The 17,380-nt window shown below is 56.4% G+C and carries 18 protein-coding genes; 9 read left to right on the top strand and 9 right to left on the bottom strand.

All coding sequences use genetic code 11. The annotated features are described in order from the left end of the window. Positions 1–59 precede the first annotated feature (59 nt). From metG to RRU01S_RS11820, 5 genes are all read left to right on the top strand, one after another. Entirely contained in the window at positions 60–1,610 is a 1,551-nt protein-coding gene (metG, locus tag RRU01S_RS11840) for a methionine--tRNA ligase (RefSeq protein ID WP_045230477.1), read from the top strand. 5 nt (positions 1,611–1,615) lie between these two features. Further along, complete coding sequence (locus tag RRU01S_RS11835; RefSeq protein ID WP_045230476.1) at positions 1,616–2,398, top strand: TatD family hydrolase; 783 nt, start codon at positions 1,616–1,618, stop codon at positions 2,396–2,398. A gap of 3 nt (positions 2,399–2,401) precedes the next feature. Further along, complete coding sequence (locus tag RRU01S_RS11830) at positions 2,402–3,229, top strand: MBL fold metallo-hydrolase (protein WP_045230475.1); 828 nt, start codon at positions 2,402–2,404, stop codon at positions 3,227–3,229. Positions 3,230–3,260: 31 nt separating this feature from the next. After that, a complete protein-coding gene (locus RRU01S_RS11825; RefSeq protein WP_045230474.1) occupies positions 3,261–5,042 on the top strand; it encodes a chloride channel protein in 1,782 nt (593 codons plus the stop codon). Between the two features lie 219 nt (positions 5,043–5,261). Beyond that, on the top strand, positions 5,262–6,635 hold the full coding sequence (locus RRU01S_RS11820) for an ISNCY family transposase (RefSeq protein WP_045230473.1): 1,374 nt from the start codon (positions 5,262–5,264) through the stop codon (positions 6,633–6,635). A 406-nt stretch (positions 6,636–7,041) separates the two neighbouring features. Here RRU01S_RS11820 and RRU01S_RS11815 read toward each other — a convergent pair whose 3' ends face one another. Together RRU01S_RS11815 and RRU01S_RS11805 are read right to left on the bottom strand one after the other, a co-directional pair. Beyond that, the gene (locus RRU01S_RS11815) at positions 7,042–7,428 is read right to left on the bottom strand and encodes an EamA family transporter (protein ID WP_081880062.1); all 387 of its coding nucleotides are present in this window, start codon (positions 7,426–7,428) and stop codon (positions 7,042–7,044) included. A 279-nt stretch (positions 7,429–7,707) separates the two neighbouring features. Then, positions 7,708–8,598 carry a DMT family transporter gene (locus RRU01S_RS11805; protein ID WP_045230471.1) on the bottom strand — a complete coding sequence of 297 codons (891 nt, stop codon included), beginning with the start codon at positions 8,596–8,598 and terminating at the stop codon, positions 7,708–7,710. A gap of 78 nt (positions 8,599–8,676) precedes the next feature. Here RRU01S_RS11805 and RRU01S_RS11800 point away from each other — a divergent pair, with 78 nt between their 5' ends. Continuing rightward, positions 8,677–9,363 (top strand): helix-turn-helix transcriptional regulator, encoded by a 687-nt coding sequence (locus tag RRU01S_RS11800; protein WP_045230470.1) that lies wholly within the window; start codon positions 8,677–8,679, stop codon positions 9,361–9,363. 292 nt (positions 9,364–9,655) lie between these two features. Here the strand turns inward: RRU01S_RS11800 and RRU01S_RS11795 are convergent, their stop codons facing one another. Continuing rightward, complete coding sequence (locus tag RRU01S_RS11795) at positions 9,656–10,177, bottom strand: P-loop nucleotide/nucleoside kinase family protein (RefSeq protein ID WP_045230469.1); 522 nt, start codon at positions 10,175–10,177, stop codon at positions 9,656–9,658. A gap of 187 nt (positions 10,178–10,364) precedes the next feature. Between RRU01S_RS11795 and RRU01S_RS11790 the strand changes: the two genes are divergently transcribed. Genes RRU01S_RS11790 through fghA form a run of 3 tightly spaced genes read left to right on the top strand, consistent with a single transcriptional unit; the run spans position 10,365 to position 12,355 of the window. Continuing rightward, a complete protein-coding gene (locus RRU01S_RS11790; RefSeq protein ID WP_045230468.1) occupies positions 10,365–10,811 on the top strand; it encodes a YaiI/YqxD family protein in 447 nt (148 codons plus the stop codon). A 21-nt stretch (positions 10,812–10,832) separates the two neighbouring features. Then, positions 10,833–11,495: a DUF1345 domain-containing protein gene (locus RRU01S_RS11785; protein ID WP_045230626.1), complete on the top strand. Its 663-nt coding sequence runs from the start codon at positions 10,833–10,835 to the stop codon at positions 11,493–11,495. A 26-nt stretch (positions 11,496–11,521) separates the two neighbouring features. Beyond that, complete coding sequence (gene fghA, locus RRU01S_RS11780) at positions 11,522–12,355, top strand: S-formylglutathione hydrolase (protein WP_045230467.1); 834 nt, start codon at positions 11,522–11,524, stop codon at positions 12,353–12,355. 21 nt (positions 12,356–12,376) lie between these two features. Here fghA and RRU01S_RS11775 read toward each other — a convergent pair whose 3' ends face one another. The 6 genes from RRU01S_RS11775 to crcB form a co-directional block, all read right to left on the bottom strand. After that, positions 12,377–13,687: an alpha/beta hydrolase family protein gene (locus tag RRU01S_RS11775; RefSeq protein WP_209806533.1), complete on the bottom strand. Its 1,311-nt coding sequence runs from the start codon at positions 13,685–13,687 to the stop codon at positions 12,377–12,379. Positions 13,688–13,741: 54 nt separating this feature from the next. Beyond that, positions 13,742–14,233, bottom strand: coding sequence for a hypothetical protein (locus RRU01S_RS11770; RefSeq protein ID WP_045230466.1), 492 nt, complete (start codon positions 14,231–14,233; stop codon positions 13,742–13,744). 71 nt (positions 14,234–14,304) lie between these two features. Then, positions 14,305–15,102: an ATP12 family chaperone protein gene (locus RRU01S_RS11765; RefSeq protein ID WP_045230465.1), complete on the bottom strand. Its 798-nt coding sequence runs from the start codon at positions 15,100–15,102 to the stop codon at positions 14,305–14,307. A 12-nt stretch (positions 15,103–15,114) separates the two neighbouring features. After that, positions 15,115–15,771 (bottom strand): HAD-IA family hydrolase, encoded by a 657-nt coding sequence (locus RRU01S_RS11760; protein ID WP_045230464.1) that lies wholly within the window; start codon positions 15,769–15,771, stop codon positions 15,115–15,117. Continuing rightward, the gene (locus RRU01S_RS11755) at positions 15,768–16,760 is read right to left on the bottom strand and encodes an RluA family pseudouridine synthase (protein ID WP_045230624.1); all 993 of its coding nucleotides are present in this window, start codon (positions 16,758–16,760) and stop codon (positions 15,768–15,770) included. Before RRU01S_RS11755 ends, RRU01S_RS11760 begins: the two co-directional genes overlap by 4 nt. A gap of 62 nt (positions 16,761–16,822) precedes the next feature. After that, positions 16,823–17,200 carry a fluoride efflux transporter CrcB gene (gene crcB / locus RRU01S_RS11750; RefSeq protein ID WP_045230463.1) on the bottom strand — a complete coding sequence of 126 codons (378 nt, stop codon included), beginning with the start codon at positions 17,198–17,200 and terminating at the stop codon, positions 16,823–16,825. Between the last annotated feature and the right edge of the window lie 180 nt (positions 17,201–17,380).

Genomic DNA, 17,380 nt, shown 5'->3' with positions numbered 1-17,380 from the left:
CGAACAATAGGCTAAGAGCGGTCTATCTCAAAAACAGACCGTAAAGCCGATCGAGCGTCATGACAGACAAGACACCTTTCTACATCACAACAGCGATTTCCTATCCTAACGGCAAGCCGCATATCGGCCACGCCTATGAGCTGATCGCAACGGATGCCATGGCGCGTTTTCAGCGTCTGGATGGTAAGGACGTCTTCTTTTTGACCGGCACGGACGAACACGGCCAGAAAATGCAGCAGACCGCGCGCGCCGAAGGCATTACGCCGGAAGAACTGGCGCAGCGCAATTCCGACCAGTTCCGCGCCATGGGCAAGCTGCTCAACGCCTCCAATGACGATTTCATCCGCACCACGGAAGACCGTCACCACGAGACGTCGCGCAACATCTGGAACCTGATGGAGGCCAATGGCGACATCTATAAGGACAGCTATGCCGGCTGGTATTCCGTGCGTGACGAGGCGTATTTCGCCGAAGACGAAACGGAAGTGCGTGCTGATGGTGTTCGCTATGGTCCACAAGGTGCACCTGTCGAGTGGGTCGAGGAAGAAAGCTATTTCTTCAAGCTGTCTGAATATCAAGACAAGCTGCTGAAGCTCTACGAAGACAACCCCGACTTCATCGGTCCTGCCGAACGCCGCAATGAAATCATGTCCTTCGTAAAATCCGGCCTGAACGACCTGTCGGTTTCGCGCACCACATTCGACTGGGGTGTGAAAGTTCCCAATGATCCCAAGCACGTCATGTATGTGTGGGTCGATGCGCTGACCAACTATATCACCGCAACCGGCTACATCGAAGACAAGGACGGCCCACGTGCCAAATACTGGCCTGCGGACGTGCATATTATCGGCAAGGACATCATTCGTTTCCACGCGGTCTACTGGCCTGCGTTCCTGATGAGTGCTGGCCTGCCGCTGCCCAAGCGTGTCTATGCGCACGGCTTCCTGCTCAACAAGGGTGAGAAGATGTCGAAGTCGGTCGGCAACGTGGTCGATCCCGTCGATCTGGTGAACCATTTCGGGCTGGATCAGGTGCGTTACTTCTTCCTGCGCGAAGTCTCCTTCGGACAGGATGGTAGCTATAGCGAAGACGGCATCGCGACACGCATCAATGCCGATCTGGCGAATGGAATTGGCAACCTTGCCAGCCGCTCGCTATCCATGATCGTCAAGAATTGCGATGGTCAGATTCCGACACCTGGTGCCTTTACTGAAGAAGACAAGGCCATGCTTGCTGCCGCTGATGCGCTACACGCGACATGCCGCGACGAAATGGGCAAGCAGATGATCCACAAGGCGCTTGCCGCGATCATCGCTGTCGTTTCTGAAACTGACCGCTATTTTGCGGGACAGGAGCCTTGGGCGTTGAAAAAGACCGATCCCGAGCGCATGGGCACTGTTCTTTATGTAACGGCAGAAGTGGTTCGCCAGATTGGCATTCTGCTTCAACCGTTCATGCCGGGTTCCTGCGAAAAGCTGCTCGATCTCGTTGCCGCACCTGCGGACAAACGTGATTTCGCAGCCTTGGGTGAGGGCGGTCGTCTCGTTCCCGGCACACCGCTCGAAGCGCCGAAGCCGGTCTTCCCGCGTTATGTGGCGCCAGAGGCTTGAAGCCGATGCTAATCGATACCCATTGCCATCTGGATTTTGCCGATTTCGATGCGGAGCGCGACGATATCATCGCGCGCGCTCATGCATTCGGCGTCAGCCAGATGGTGACGATCTCCACCCGCGTCGCGCGCCTGCCGGAACTGCTGAAGATCGCGGAGAAATATCCCTCAGTCTTCTGCTCGGTCGGCACGCATCCCAACAATGCCGACGAAGAACTCGACATTATGACAGACGATCTAGTGCGGCTGGCCAACAGCCACAAGAAGATCGTGGCCATAGGCGAGGCGGGTCTGGACTATTTTTACGATACGCAAAAGCCGGAAGATCAGAAAACCGGCCTGCGACGCCACATAGAAGCTGCGCGTATCACGAAGCTGCCTCTGGTCATCCATAGCCGCAGCGCCGATGACGACATGATCGCGATATTGCGTGAAGAAAGCGGGAAGGGTGCTTTTCCTTTCATTCTGCACTGCTTCTCAGCCGGTCAGGAACTGGCGAATGCCGGTGTGGAGCTTGGCGGCTACGTCTCCTTCTCCGGCATTCTGACCTTCCCGAAATCGCAGGATATCAGGGATATCGCAGCGACCGTTCCACTGGACCGGCTGCTGGTGGAAACCGACGCACCTTATCTGGCGCCAAAGCGCTGGCGCGGCAAGCGCAACGAGCCGTCCTACGTGGTCAACACGGCGGAAGTTTTGGCCGAGGTTCATGGTATTTCCTATGAGCGGATGGCTGAGGTAACCACCGAAAACGCGTTTCGCTGCTTTTCGAAAATGACGAAGGTGTAGGCTGTGGCAGGCTTTCGGCGTCGGTTCACGATACTCGGTTGCGGCTCATCGCCTGGCGTGCCGCGCATAAACGGTGATTGGGGTGCCTGCAATCCTGATAACCCCAGGAATCAACGCACCCGCGCTGCCTTCATGGTGCAGCAATACGCGCCTGACGGCGGCGTGACGACCGTCGTCATCGACACCGGCCCGGATTTGCGCGCGCAACTGATTGCCGCCAAAGTGGAGCACATCGACGCCGTGCTCTACACACACGCGCATGCCGACCACCTGCACGGGATCGATGATCTGCGCGGCTTTTTCATTTCGAGCCGCCAGCGCATTCCCATCTATGCCGACGCTATTACAATGCAGCGCATTCGAGACGGCTTTCCCTACTGCCTTGAGACGCCACCGGGCAGCAGCTATCCGCCCATTGTCGAGGCCCATCTCATCAGGGATATGAATGCGGAAATGGCTATCAGCGGGGCAGGCGGAACCATCCCTTTCCAGCCGCATATGCAGCAACATGGCGACACCCATTCCCTCGGCTTTCGTATCGGCGATGTGGCCTATTGTACTGATGTCAGTGACTTCCCTGTCGAGACAGTGACCAAGCTTGGCGGTCTCGACGTGCTGATCATCGATACGCTGCAATACAAATATCATCCCAGCCATCTGTCCCTGGAACAATCGCTGGCTTGGATTAAGACGCTTGAGCCAAAACGTGCGGTGCTGACGCATATGCACACACCGCTCGATTATAACATCGTCATGCGAGAGACGCCTGACCATATCGAGCCGGGCTACGACCAGATGCAATTTGAAATCGAGTTCGCGACACAGGCCTAGTCAGCGAAACGAGGATGCCAAGGGGAATATCATGTCGACCAAGCCCTTCAGCGCACCCAGTCTAGCAAGCTTTTTCGACAACCTGCGTTCGACGCGGTTGCGCGCCGTGTTTCGTCGTGGCGAACTTGCCCTTGTCGTGCTGGCGATCTTTGTCGGCGCAGCCGCTGGTCTTTTTGTGGTTCTGATCGGTGCCGTCGCGACACAGATGCATGTTCTCATCTTCGGCGTCGAACGGCTCAGCAGCAGTGATCTTTCCAGCTGGATCGTGTTGGCCGGTCCGTTGATGGGTGGCATTTTGCTGGGTGCCGTCATACTGGTTATTTCAAAAACCCGCAAAAAGCCGATGATCGACCCCATCGAGGCCAATGCCTTGCATGGCGGACGCCTGTCTCTCACCGACAGTCTGATCGTTTGTGTTCAGAACATCATTTCCAATGGCTTCGGCGCGTCCGTCGGCCTGGAAGCCGGCTATACCCAGGTCGCCAGCGGCATTGCGTCCAAGCTCGGTATCAATCTGAAAATGCGGCGAGGGGATATGCGTATCCTCGTGGGCTGTGGTGCCGCAGGCGCCATTGCCGCGGCCTTCAATGCACCCTTGACCGGCGCCTTCTACGCCATCGAACTCATCATTGGCAGCTACACCATTGTGACGCTCGCACCTCTCATCGTCTCGGCGCTTGTCGCGACGATCATCGCCGGGCTTTTATCCCAACACGGCCTTAGCATCGATATTTTCGGCTTCAGCGAAGTCACACCGCCGGACTACGTACCAGCGATTTTTCTGGGGGCAGTTTGCGCGGGCATCGGCATCGTGCTGATGCAAACCGTGTCCTTCATCGAGGAAACCGCTCGGAAAAGCAAAGTTCCACTGTGGCTGCGACCGGCAATCGGTGGCATAGCAGTTGGTGCTTTGGCGCTAATCTCGCCACAGGTACTGTCCAGCGGACACGGTGCGCTGCATCTCAACCTCGATGCCAATATGACGCTCGCCGGACTGATCGGAATTTTCCTCCTCAAAGCCGCAGCCAGCGCGATTTCCATCGGTTCCAGCTTCCGTGGTGGCCTATTTTTCGCCTCGCTGTTCATGGGCTCGCTGATCGGCAAGATCTTCGCCATTTGCGCGCCTTATATCGGTTACGGAGACACACAACCCATCGTCTACGCCGTCATCGGCATGAGTGCCTTTGCCGCCGCCATCATCGGCGGACCTTTGACGATGACATTTCTGGCTCTGGAACTGACCGGCGACTTCCAGATCACGGTGCTGGTGTTGGCTGCCGTTATCACCACGTCGCTGGTGGTGCGAACGACCTTCGGCTATTCCTTCGCCACATGGCGCTTCCACCTTAGAGGCGAAAGCATTCGCAGCGCCCACGACATCGGCTGGATCCGCGACCTAACGGTAGGCAAGATCATGCGTGCCGATGTGCGCACCGCAAAGGTCAGCATGGGCCTGCCAGCCTTCAAGGAAACATTCCCGCTGGGCTCGACGCAACGGGTCATCATGATCCACGACGACGGCCGCTACGCCGGCATCGTTCTGGTCGCCGAAATCTACGCCGACCCGATGGAACGCGACGCCGAAAAGATCAGCCTCGAAACTTATCTGCGCTACAAGACCGACGTGCTTCTCCCAACCATGAACGCCCGTCAGGCCGCAGCCTTGTTCGACACAACACAAAGCGAAGCACTGGCCGTCGTCAACGACAAGATCGAAAACAGACCCATCGGACTTCTCACCGAAAGCCACACATTGCGGCGTTACAGCGAAGAACTGGACATCAGACGCAGAGAGGCATCGGGAGAGATATGATAGTGGTGGAAGCCATGTCGTTATCATGATGAAATCAAATGGTTTCTGGTGTTCCAAATAGAAGAATAAGCTTAGCCATCTGCCACTCCACCGATATCAAAAAGTTCCATAATATATCTTATGCGATCTTTGTGTGTAGCCGCAAAGTTAAAGTGTCCTGTTTCTGCAAAGTTGGAATGTCACACTCCCCGGGTCTGATTGACACCTGGGAGATTGCAGATGGGACTGATTACGATGAGCGAGCGCGATTTGCGGCGGATCGAGGTTTTGTCGAAAATCATAGCCGGTCGAATGACGATGGTATCAGCGGCACATGTACTTGCCCTGAGTGAGCGTCAGGTTCGCCGGCTGCTGGATCGGATCCGAACTGGTGGTGCGGCGTCGATCCGCCACAAGGCCATTGGTCGACCGTCGAACAACCGGATCAATGATGGTATTCGCGACTACGCTGTGGCGCTCGTTCGGGAGAGTTATGCGGATTTCGGACCGACCCTGGCGACCGAGAAGCTTGCCGAGCGTGATGGCCTGCAGGTTTCGCGTGAGACGGTTCGCAACTGGATGGTCGATGCTGGACTTTGGTTGTCGCGCAAGCAGCGGCGGACGTTTCACCAGCCGCGACTTCGACGTGAGGCCTATGGCGAGCTGGTGCAGATTGATGGTTCTGAGCACCGTTGGTTTGAGGATCGCGGGCCAGCGTGTTCTTTGCTGGTGTTCGTCGACGACGCGACCGGCCGGTTGATGCAGCTGCGTTTTGTGCGTTCCGAGAGCGCCTTCACCTACTTCGAGGCGCTGGCGCTTTATCTCAAGCGTCACGGCGCGCCGATTGCCTTCTATTCCGACAAGCATTCGGTGTTCCGGGTGGCAAAGAAGGACGCCAAAGGTGGCCAGGGAATGACCCAGTTCGGGCGGGCGCTGTGTGAGTTAAATATCGAGATTCTCTGTGCAAATTCAAGCCAGGCGAAGGGCCGTGTGGAACGGATGAACCGAACATTGCAGGATCGGCTGGTCAAGGAGTTGCGATTGGCTGGCATCGACACGATGGACGCCGGTAATGCATTTTTGCCTGACTTCATGGACGATTATAACGCACGATTTGCGGTCGTCCCTGCCCGATCTGATGACCTGCACCGACCGGTGAATCTCGCACCGGATCGGTTATCCGATATCCTTTGCAAGCGTGAACAGCGTTATGTTGGATCACAGCTGACATTCTCCTATGAGCGCAAACGCATCATGCTAGAGGAGACGGACGTCACGCGCGGCCTTGTTGGTAAATATGTTGAGACCTATGCCTATGCGGATGATCGACTGGACTTGCGCTGGAGAGGGTACTCCCTGCCCTATACGGTATTCGACAAGGATCAGCGGGTCACGCATGCGGCGATCACCGAGAATAAAAGGCTCGGTGATGTCCTGGCGTATATCAAAGAGCGTCAGGACGAGCGCCCCGCGCCTGAGGTGAAAAGCAGCAGCGATAAAAATGGCTACATCAAACGCGCTCGTGGACCCGGTCGTCGGAAAGACTTCACGAACGATCCGGCCGTGATTGCGCGGCGACGGAAAGCGTTGTCGCAGCAGCAAGCGGCGGAGTGAAGAGTTTCAGAGCTCAGCCGAAAGAGTGTTTCATCACCCGCACCCGCCCTCTCCCTGCAACCGGAGAGCCGGTTCGGTCGGGGGCTGATCCGCGGTGTCAGTGTGGCATGCCTGAATAGCCGAGACGCCTTATTTGGACATTTCTACTTTGCACAGCGGCGGACATTTCAATTCCTCTGCCACATGCTTGTGACGCCCATTTAGTAATGCGACACTTGGGCCGGATAGAAATGCGACACTCTCCTCGCATGACGACGCTGGTCAATGTCAACGTTGGGAGCAAGGATGCGACGATGTTCAGCCTGACTTCGGTCAGGAGCGTCAGGAATGGTATGCGATCCACTCAGATCGGGAACAAGCGTCGGCATTTCCGCGATGATCTTTACTTCGCAGCATTTCTCAACCATCAACTCGGTATGGATGCAATTTTCTCGGCGTTAGGTCGTCGCAGGTTGAACAGATTACCAAACAGGATCAAACCCGCGCCGACTGCTGTGAAGCCGTCTATCGCCTCGGCATACAAGAAATACCCGAGTACAGCGGATAATGGCACTCGCAGATAGTCCATAGGCATCACAACTGTGGCGTCTGCATGGGCCAAGGCCTTCGCCATGCAAAAGTGGGCAAATGAACCAGCAAATGCGAACAGGAATATCCAGGGCCATGTTGAAGCCGAAGGCCAAAGCCACACGTTCAGTGCCGGAACGAGGCCGATGATCGATTGGATTATGAGCATCCAGAAAATGATCTTCGTGGATCCATACTGCCGCTTTGGCGGTCGATCGACTGTTATCCATGTAGCGGACTTTCAAGTTTCAAGTGATGGCTGGGGATCGATTACCAGCGATAGATCACCAGGAACGTTTCTCGGAGGCACAGCTTTCCCCTAACCTATTGCAGTCGAAAAGTCATGCAGCGGCGCTGCTGGTACTCATCGATCGCAATTTCCTCAATTGGCGCATTGCCGCCAAGGCTGCATTTGGGCCCAAGCGGTCATCCGCCGTCGGACAAATGGTCTTGAATATCCTGACTTCGTGGCGCTGCAAATGTCGGAAAAATTTACGACAATAGCCTAGCTTTGAGCCAGGGCGTAGCCACTCTTTTGCCGCCGCCTTGATTTCGTCAGAACTTCGAACATCACCGATCCCATGACCAGGCTGCCGCCGACCCATGTGGCCCATGCGGGAATTTCCCCGAAAGCTATCCAGACCCAAAACGGCGCAAGCGGGTTTTCCAAGCTGCCTACCAAGGCAGAGCGAGTGGCCGAAATCAGCCGGGTTCCGACCGTCACCAACAGCAGACGCAGACCGAACTGAACGGTTCCAAACAGCACGAGGCCTAACATGACAGCGGCCGTTACCCGCATGGGTTGAGCGAATGGCAGCACCACGAATGCACAAAGAAAGGCGGACAGGGAGGCTGCCGGGAGCATGGAAACATGTCGACTCTTGCGGATGATGACCATCATTGCGGCATAGGATAGCGCCATCGTGGTCGCGAAGGCGTAACCTGCCAGATGGCCGCCTGACGCTTGCGGGTTGACGATGATCATAACGCCGATCAGCGCCATGAAACTTGCCGACCATGTCGTCCAGTCTTCCCGCTCGCCTAAGAACACAAGGGCGAGTACGGCGGTCATGAAGGGAATTGCGGCATGTATTGTCATCACGTCTGCCACCGGAGCCAGGCGCAAGGCATTGATGAAGCAAACCGTGGCAACCGTAGATAGGACCATGACCCAGAAGCCGGGCATCCCAATGGCTAGGACCGTTCGCGATAAGTCTTGCCGATACCGCCAGACCACATAAGCGCCGATGAACAGCCCCCCAAAAATTCCTCGCCAGAACAGAACCGTCCACACGTCGAGCGTGATGAGCCGAGTGAAATATCCGGACAGGCTGTAGGCGATCGCAGAGCCTACAATCAGCAGCGTACCAAGCCATTTATTGTGATCGTCTTGCATTGTCGCCTCCTTGCATCGGGAGCCTTGTAATCCCATACTACTGACACCGTTTTGTCAGTAGTGTTTGGAAGGCTGCTCATGCGCCGTGCCGATCGTCTTTTCGATATTATTCAGGCGCTGCGCGGAACAACACAGCCCACTACAGCCGCCGCGCTCGCGCAAAAACTCGAAGTGACGCCTCGGACCATCTATCGCGACATCGCGACCTTGCAAGCACGTCGGATTCCTATCGAGGGTGAGCCTGGACTCGGTTATTTCCTGCGCAAAGGGTTCGATTTACCAACTATGATGTTCACAATGGAAGAAATCGAGGCAATCACTGTCGGTGCCAATCTCGTGCAACGCATTCGTGATCCGAAACTGCAGGAAGCGGCCGAGAGCGTCCTGAATAAGCTACAGCATACCGTTCCCAAGGAACTGCGCTCCTACCTGGCGTCTCCCCGGTTCTATGTTTCGGAAGGGGATGCAGTCCGACCGGAGGGGATCGAGCTGCTCGACGTGCGCAATGCAATCCGCACATGCCGCAAGATCAGCATCAGCTACATCGACGAGCAACAGCGCCGATCACAACGCACAATCTGGCCTGTCGCCACGGTCTATTATGTCGATGTTACGTTAATCGCCGCATGGTGCGAGCTTCGGGGGGATTATCGTCATTTCCGTGCAGATCGTATCGTGCAATCCAAAGTGCTTGAAGATCGATTTGCCGCAGATAGCAGCGCTATGATGGCCGAATGGATGGCGACGCGTTCGCAGAAATCCTAATCTCGGCAAGACTTGTTGCCCCGATTTTCGATACGTCGCAGGATATGGAATTTTGTAGCCGCCGCAATGTCCACTGTTGGCGCAATGCAGTCGTGAGGACTGAGGAAGCTAAAGCCGAAGGTGTGTTCCGTCACCCGCCCCCTCCCTACCCTTGCAACCCGGGCCAGCCGGTCCGGTCGGGGGCTGATTGTCGAAACAAGAAGGCCGCAAGTGTCGCATTTCTAACGGGCCGGCGGCGTCGCATCTCTAATCAGCTTTGACATTGCTGATTGCATTCACACACTCCTGGCACTCACTCAACGGCACCAGATCTGTCTCGAATGACGTCCATTATTCTGGCGACGCTCTCCTCAACCGACAACACAGCGGTATCGATACGCAGGTCGGCATTCCACGGTTCGAATGTGCGCGCTTGGATGTCTTTCCACGTTGGTGATATGTGTCCCTCAATGGTCGATTGCCGGGTTTCGGCTCGGTGCTGATGCAGTTCGGGGTCGGAGCAGCTGATCTCTATTTCGAGGAACGCTCGCTGGGCGTCGGTCGCCGTTTTCCTGAATGCAGCACGGGTGATTTCGATGCGATTGACTGTATCAGCAATGACGGTCTGGCCAAGTTCGAGGTTGTCTGCCGCTATCCGATAAAGTGCGACATATCCCGCCGACCCGACATCAGCGCCAGCCGTCATTGAATTGGATGATCGTATGGCTTGTTCGATCGTGTCCACTCGCATATAGGTCGCTTGCAGGCGCGCAGCCAAGGCTTGGGCTATGGTGCTTTTTCCAGAGCCGGGCAATCCGCCAAAAATGATCAACATGGATGCCTCGCTGATATCGTACCCTTCCGGACACTGTCATATTCAGCATGGGCATGACGATGCGATGACTCTCCCTCACCGTCACCACATCTTTTTGACGCTGCCGCGCAATACCAGCGAAAAACTTCTTGGGAATCCCCTGACGCACTTTTAAAAGACATCGATAGTCCTGACCCAGAAGAGAACCATGCCGCAGATTTATGTTGATGCCGATGCCTGCCCTGTGAAGGCGGAGATTTTGAAGGTTGCGGAGCGGCATAGGCTGGAAGTGACGTTTGTTGCCAATTCCGGCTTGCGGCCGTCTCGGGATCCCATGGTCAAGAATGTGATCGTCTCGAGTTCCTTCGATGCGGCCGATGACTGGATTGCTGAGCGTGCGGCCGAAGACGATATCGTTATCACGGCTGATGTGCCCCTGGCAGGACGCTGCGTTGCCAATGGTGCGCAGGTCACCGGACCGACGGGCCGCGTCTTCGACAAGACCAATATCGGCATGGCCACCGCGATGCGCGATCTTGGTGCGCATTTGCGCGAGACCGGGGAAAGCAAGGGCTACAATGCGGCATTCTCTCCACGTGACCGGTCCAACTTTCTGGAAACGCTTGACCGCCTTTGCCGTCGCGTCAAAAGATAGGCGATGCATCGGAGTGCCATCATGAAACCCACCCAGCCTCGGGTCAGTAATTTCTACCGCCATCGTCCCTTCCTGATTGCGATCGTGTTGGCCGCATTGGTGCTGATCGGGTCTCTCCTCGTCTCGCCGTCTCTGGCGGTCGAGGGTGCGGCTATCGTCTTCTTCCTGACATATCTGGTGATTGTCCTTTTCCGGCTCCCTCGCCTCACCGCCGCGCATTTGAAAGCACATGCCGATAGCGACGACCTGCCCGCCATCGTTATCATCGCCATCACATTCCTGGCTGTAGGTGTAGCAGTCGTGTCTCTGTTCAGCGCACTCAATCACACGAGTGGTGAAACGGTCTGGTCGCTCTCTTTGGCTTTTCTATCCGTTGTTTTCGGCTGGTTGACGATCCACACGATGACCGCGATGCATTATGCCCATGTGTTCTGGCGCCCGACAAAAGCCACGGCCAAACAGCAGACGCATGGCGGCATGGATTTTCCACAGACCAAAGAGCCCAGTATCTACGAATTTCTCTATTTCTCCATCGTCATCGGCATGACGGCACAGACATCGGATGTCGCGGTCACGACGACATCGATGCGAAAGGTCGTGCTTTTGCACTCCATCGTGTCGTTCTTCTTCAACACGGTGCTGGTGGCCGCCGCCGTCAATGCAGCCGTATCGCTCGCGGGCTGATCCTTTATCAAAGACAGGACATATCCATGAAAATCATCTCTCAAAACACCGCATTCGGCGGCATGCAAGGCGTTTTCGCTCATGATTCCGATGTCACCAACTGCGAGATGACATTTGCCGTCTACGTGCCGCCAAAAGCGATCCAGGAGCCCTGCCCGGTTGTCTGGTACCTGTCCGGCCTCACTTGCACCCATGCCAATGTGATGGATAAGGGTGAGTATAGGCGCATGGCGTCGGAGCTCGGCTTGATCGTCGTTTGCCCCGATACCAGCCCACGCGGCAACGAGGTCGCAGATGAATTTACCAACTGGCAGATGGGCAAGGGCGCCGGCTTTTATCTCGATGCGACCGAAAAGCCGTGGGCTGATCACTACCAGATGTATAGCTACATCACTCAGGAGCTCCCTGCCCTCGTCTCGCAGCAGTTCCGCGTGGATATGAGCCGCCAAGGCATCTTTGGACACTCCATGGGTGGGCATGGCGCCATGACCATAGCTTTGAAGAACCCCGACCGCTTCAAGAGCTGCTCGGCCTTCGCGCCCATCGTCGCACCCTCGTCAGCCGATTGGTCGGCACCTGCGCTCGAGAAATATCTCGGCGAAGACAAGGCGACGTGGCGTCAGTACGATGCCTGTGCGCTGGTGGAAGACGGTGCGCGTTTTCCGGAATTCCTGATCGATCAGGGCAAGGCGGACAATTTTCTCGAAACAGGCCTCCGCCCATGGCTGTTCGAGGAGGCAACCAAAGGCACGGAGATCGACCTAACGCTGCGCATGCACGAGCGCTACGACCACTCCTATTACTTCATCTCCACCTTCATGGATGATCACCTGAAGTGGCACGCCGAACGCCTCGGCTGATCACCTAAATGGGTTGAGGTATCAATCGGGTTTGCGATGTTCCAGTCGCAAACCTTTGGCAGTGCGATTGGCAAAACCAGTCCAATAGGTGTGTTCGGGTTTCAGACTGCCATCCTTATTGGCGGCCCACACGCCCTCGTCGGATTGCTCGACGAGATCGAGATAACGCGATTTGGTCTCATCTTTCTTGAGCTTGAGGTCGAACCAGGCGGTGGCGAAGTGCTGGGCGATGTTGTTCATGCGCACCGTGTCCCATACGGGGTCGGCATAGTGCTCAAAGGGTGCAAAGCCGAGGGTCTCGTTCATCGCCCAGCTTTCGGCCGGGGCTGGCATCGTGGCTGCGGCATTGTGATTGGCGTCAGCGAAGGTCAGAAGGTAGCGGTCGACCGGCATCTTGCCTTCGAAAATCTTGCGGATGCCTTTTTGATAATCCGAGACGTCATCGGCGCTACCAGCCATGAAGAAGATCGGGACTTTGATTTCAGACAATCCCTTGTCATCCCACATGCCACGCTGCATGCCCCAGGGCGCGATGGCGATGATGGCTTTGAAGCGAGGATCGAAGAGCTCCTGATGCTCTTTCGACCCCGCCTGATGGACCGCAAGGGCGCGCTCTTTGGCGCTCCAGTCTGCACTGACGGCTTTTTCCGAAACACCGGCACCTGCGGTCACCACGGCACCATATCCGCCCATGGAATAGCCGATCAATCCAGTATTTGTCACATCGACCAGACCCGACAGAAAGCTGCTTTTGTCGGTAGACAGTCTTGCGATTTCCTCCAAAACGAAACGCTGGTCGAGCGGACGGTTGACCAGCGTGCTGCCGAACGCGCCCATGTCGTCATAGGTGCTGTCGGTGTGATCAATGGAGGCGACGACATATCCCTTGCTGGCAAGGTTTTCCGCCAGGGGGCTCATCAAAAAGCGGTTACCGGGATAACCATGTGAGATGATGATGAGCGGGAAAGTTTCGCCATTGGCCTTGCGGGGCTCTGCGTCGCGTTTCGCGCGTCCACCGATCGAGACCTCCGTCTTGCCGTCGCGCAGTAGCACGTTATAGGCACCGCCGCCATCGGCATTGTCGGTTGGATACCACACCTCCAGCTGTAGCGGACGGTCGTAACGAGGCGGCTCCTTGCCGGGCTCGATCTTGACGACATCGACCTGACCCGGATTGGCGACCTTGAGGCTGCGCACGCCGACGGGATAGGTGCCATAGGGCGCAAGAAGCGGCGCGTCCGGTCTTATTCTGTCGATGCGGTTTTCATCTGCGCGAAGAGTGAAGGGCATGAGGACCGTAAGAGCCAAACCGATTGTGCCAATGAACTTCACCATATCCTCCGTCAGTCACGCAACAACTGCCTACCTAAAGAATGTGACGGTGAATTAAAAACGGCTCGGAAACAAGGCTGTCGTGACAGCAGACGGGTGGTTCAGGCGAAACTCGGTGATGACGCGTTCGGCAATGCCGTGGGCAAGCTCCCGTTCGATGGACGACTTGTCGATGCCGATAATGGTCGCGGTGAACTTCGATTCGGCAACCACCTCCCCCGTCTGCACGGCCGCAGCGCGCACGACGACACGGGCCGATGCCCGTTCTCCGAACATGAGCGAGGCTTTGTTGACGTTGAGAAGACGAATGGTCAGCACCACACGGGGACGCGTTTTGTCCCGGTTGGTGGATGAGATGGCGTTGGAGATCTCGTAATGGATCGATTGCATCAACTCGGCGGAAATGTCGGGTCTAGCCGCGAGGAAGGCACCACGGACATCATAGAGCAGCCGGTCGACATCGAGCGCTTCGGGCTCGAGCCTGAAGGACATGAGCGCAAGCGATATCGGTAAAAGGATGCAAAGACGCTTCAACGAGTGATGCATGACAGATGCCTCCCCCTACGTCAGGCTCTGCATCCATCATCACCATTTACGGTTAGAAAACCGTTAAAACGTCAGGCTTTACCCGATCTTGCCGCACGCAGGACATCGAATGCCGCGCGCATGTCGATAAAGCGTTTCGCGGTTCGGATTTGCGCGTCCTCGTCTTCGCCCCACTGCTCAGCCGTCCAGTTTTCATCCAGATGCGCGAGCGCCCAGACCTCTTCCACAGTGCGTTCGCCTTCAGCCAGTGCAAGCGCCAGAATGGCAGAGCCGGTCAGTGTCGTCATGGTGTGAAGCGCCGCCAGCTCGATTGGCGTATCGTATTTCCTCAAAGTAACAGCAAAGGCAGCGGTCGCCTCACGCGGCTGTTCCTGGTGCATCACGCCTTCGACCAGAATGAACCGCGCTCCCAGCGTATTGGCCGCCCAGTCGATGATGGGGTCCCAATGCTCCGATTGACGCGCGACCAGTGCCTGCGGCTCCCCTGCCCGATAGCAAAGAAGATCGCTGGACGAAAAGCGCAGGATGTCCTCGAAGACCGCTTGCGGATCGCTGGCAATGCCATCGATGGCGGTATTCACGTGACGGGACACCGGCATGATCGTGGGGTCGATGACCTCCATCTGCGCATCCCATTCATCGCGCAACAACTGCGCAAGCGCGCGGGTGGGCACCATCAGCGGGCTTTTGGCGGGTGTGCGCATGGTCTTGCCGTCGAGAAGAATGCTGAACGCACCCTCCTCCGTCTCACCCACCGTCACATCCTTGTAGAACCGCTTCGGCAAAGGTTTCTGCATCTGGATTTGCGAACGGCGAATGGGATCGGGGTGGCTGAGACCTTCGGTCAGATCGTTCAAGAGATCACGCATGATACGTCCTCATCAGCCCGGAATATGGCCGGGAATTTCACTGGGATGGTTGACGATGGCGTCCGCTCCGGCTTTCCAGAGATCATCAACGGAAGCGTAGCCCCAAGCGACGCCAATGGCTTTTGCGCCCGCCGCTTTTGCCATCTGCATATCATAGATGGCATCGCCGATCACGATCGTGTCGGCAGGCACCATGCCGGTCTCGCTACAGCATTCCGTCACCATGGCCGGATGCGGCTTGGAAGGGCAATCATCCGCCGTGCGCGATACGATGAAATGCTGGAGGAACCCGTGCGTCTCTAAAATATGCATCAAGCCGCGCCGCCCCTTGCCGGTTACCGCTCCTATCAGCAAATCCTCTCGTAGCACCAGATTACTGATCAATGAGTTGATGCCTTCGAACAACGGAACGATCATGTCGGGCCGCTCGCGCAGAGGGTGGTAGATTTTCCGATAATGCCCTGTCATCGCGCGCGCTTCTTCATCCACATGCTCCTTTCCGAGCATGCGGGCAATCGCGATGTCCAGTGTCAGACCTATGATCGATTTAGTGGCCGAAATATCAGGTCTTGGCTTTCCGAAATCTGCAAAAGTATCAGACATCACCGCGTGGATGAGGCCAGCGCTATCGACGAGCGTACCATCGCAATCAAAGAGAACCAGTTTCATTCGTCATCCCTGTCGCCGTCTGCGACATCAAGACCAAGCAGGTTCCAGGTCTGCACCATGTGGGGTGGCAAAGGTGCCGTCACACGAAGGCGTCCGCCGGATGGATGCGGAATATCGATCTTGCGTGCATGCAGGTGCAGGCGCTTCTGGACGCCGCCAGGGAAATCCCAGTTGGTGTCTTCGATGAAATATTTGGGATCACCGATGATCGGGTGGCCCATATGCAGCGCGTGAACGCGAAGCTGGTGCGTGCGGCCCGTATAGGGTTCCATTTCCAGCCATGCGAGGTTTTGCGCTGCGGTATCGATCACGCGGTAATAGGAAACGGCGTGATCCGCACCCTCCTCACCATGCTTGGCAATCCGCATGCGGTCGCCATCGGGGGTCTGCTCCTTGACGAGCCAAGTGGAAAGTTTGTCCTGATGCTTGCGCGGAACGCCCTTGACTAGAGACCAGTAGGTCTTCTTGGTGTCGCGCTCACGAAACGCTGCGGTCAACTTCTGTGCAGCACCTCTGGTACGGGCAACGACCAGCACGCCTGATGTATCGCGGTCGATGCGGTGGACCAGACGCGGCTTTTCGCCCTTGGAACTCGTCCATGCTTCCAGCAGACCATCGATGTGACGGTTGATGCCGGAGCCACCCTGCACGGCAATGCCAGCGGGCTTGTTGAACACAAAGACTTTTTCGTCTTCATGCAGCAGCATGCGCTTCAACAGATCGACATCGTCGGAATTCTTCAGGTCGGTCGAGCTGATCGGCCCGCCCTTCACCTTGCTGTCGACATCGAGCGGCGGCACGCGAACAGTCTGTCCGGCTTCCACGCGGGCATCGGTCTTCACCCGGCCGCCATCGACGCGAACCTGGCCGGAACGCAGCAGCTTTTGCAGCGGACCAAATCCGAGACCGGGATAATGGATCTTGAACCAGCGATCGAGCCGCATGCCGGACTCTTCGGCTTCAACCGTGATGTGCTCGATACCTGCCATGGCAATTATAGACTTTCTTTTATTGGGCGCCGCATCGTTGATGTGCGGCATTTGGGTTGCCTTTAGAACAAACTGCGTCCCAAGGCCAGCCCGGCAAAGATAGCAGCGAAAGAAAGGATGAGACTTCCACCAAGATAAAGGGCGGCCAGCCCCATCTCCCCGCGCTCGAAAAGCACGACGGCATCTAGCGTGAAGGATGACCACGTGGTGAAACCACCGATGACACCCGTCACGATGAAGACCCGCATTTCAGCCGAGGCATCGAAGCGCCGCGCCACGACCTCAACCATAAGGCCGATCAGAAACGCGCCAACGATGTTGACGGTGATCGTACCCCAAGGAAAATTCGGGCCAGCGAGGCGCGTGCCCAAAACGCCGACAAGATAACGGGCAACCGAACCGATGGCACCACCGATGGCAACGAGCGCGATGTTGAGCATGGATATTCTCCGAGGGAACCGACTGCGACGAACAGGCAGAAGCGTATTTAGAGCAAACAAAAAGAAAGAGAAATTCCCAACCGTCCCTGCAGCGTAAAAAATCCACTTCGGAACTCGTTCAAATTCCCCTAAAATGCAACCATTGGATTTAATTGAGAATAAATGCGCCAGTGATAGCGT

Source organism: Agrobacterium rubi TR3 = NBRC 13261 (assembly GCF_000739935.1).
Taxonomy (GTDB): domain Bacteria; phylum Pseudomonadota; class Alphaproteobacteria; order Rhizobiales; family Rhizobiaceae; genus Agrobacterium; species Agrobacterium rubi.
This window is presented reverse-complemented; position numbering and strand designations above follow the sequence as displayed.

What these genes read in the sequence shown, in the direction of transcription:
- metG (WP_045230477.1), top strand. Translation starts at nt 60, where the DNA reads ATGACAGACAAGACACCTTTCTACATCACAACAGCGATTTCCTATCCT.
- RRU01S_RS11835 (WP_045230476.1), top strand. Translation starts at nt 1,616, where the DNA reads ATGCTAATCGATACCCATTGCCATCTGGATTTTGCCGATTTCGATGCG.
- RRU01S_RS11825 (WP_045230474.1), top strand. Translation starts at nt 3,261, where the DNA reads ATGTCGACCAAGCCCTTCAGCGCACCCAGTCTAGCAAGCTTTTTCGAC.
- RRU01S_RS11820 (WP_045230473.1), top strand. Translation starts at nt 5,262, where the DNA reads ATGGGACTGATTACGATGAGCGAGCGCGATTTGCGGCGGATCGAGGTT.
- RRU01S_RS11805 (WP_045230471.1), bottom strand. Translation starts at nt 8,598, where the DNA reads ATGCAAGACGATCACAATAAATGGCTTGGTACGCTGCTGATTGTAGGC.
- RRU01S_RS11800 (WP_045230470.1), top strand. Translation starts at nt 8,677, where the DNA reads ATGCGCCGTGCCGATCGTCTTTTCGATATTATTCAGGCGCTGCGCGGA.
- RRU01S_RS11795 (WP_045230469.1), bottom strand. Translation starts at nt 10,177, where the DNA reads ATGTTGATCATTTTTGGCGGATTGCCCGGCTCTGGAAAAAGCACCATA.
- RRU01S_RS11790 (WP_045230468.1), top strand. Translation starts at nt 10,365, where the DNA reads ATGCCGCAGATTTATGTTGATGCCGATGCCTGCCCTGTGAAGGCGGAG.
- RRU01S_RS11785 (WP_045230626.1), top strand. Translation starts at nt 10,833, where the DNA reads ATGAAACCCACCCAGCCTCGGGTCAGTAATTTCTACCGCCATCGTCCC.
- fghA (WP_045230467.1), top strand. Translation starts at nt 11,522, where the DNA reads ATGAAAATCATCTCTCAAAACACCGCATTCGGCGGCATGCAAGGCGTT.
- RRU01S_RS11770 (WP_045230466.1), bottom strand. Translation starts at nt 14,233, where the DNA reads ATGCATCACTCGTTGAAGCGTCTTTGCATCCTTTTACCGATATCGCTT.
- RRU01S_RS11765 (WP_045230465.1), bottom strand. Translation starts at nt 15,102, where the DNA reads ATGCGTGATCTCTTGAACGATCTGACCGAAGGTCTCAGCCACCCCGAT.
- RRU01S_RS11760 (WP_045230464.1), bottom strand. Translation starts at nt 15,771, where the DNA reads ATGAAACTGGTTCTCTTTGATTGCGATGGTACGCTCGTCGATAGCGCT.
- RRU01S_RS11755 (WP_045230624.1), bottom strand. Translation starts at nt 16,760, where the DNA reads ATGGCAGGTATCGAGCACATCACGGTTGAAGCCGAAGAGTCCGGCATG.
- crcB (WP_045230463.1), bottom strand. Translation starts at nt 17,200, where the DNA reads ATGCTCAACATCGCGCTCGTTGCCATCGGTGGTGCCATCGGTTCGGTT.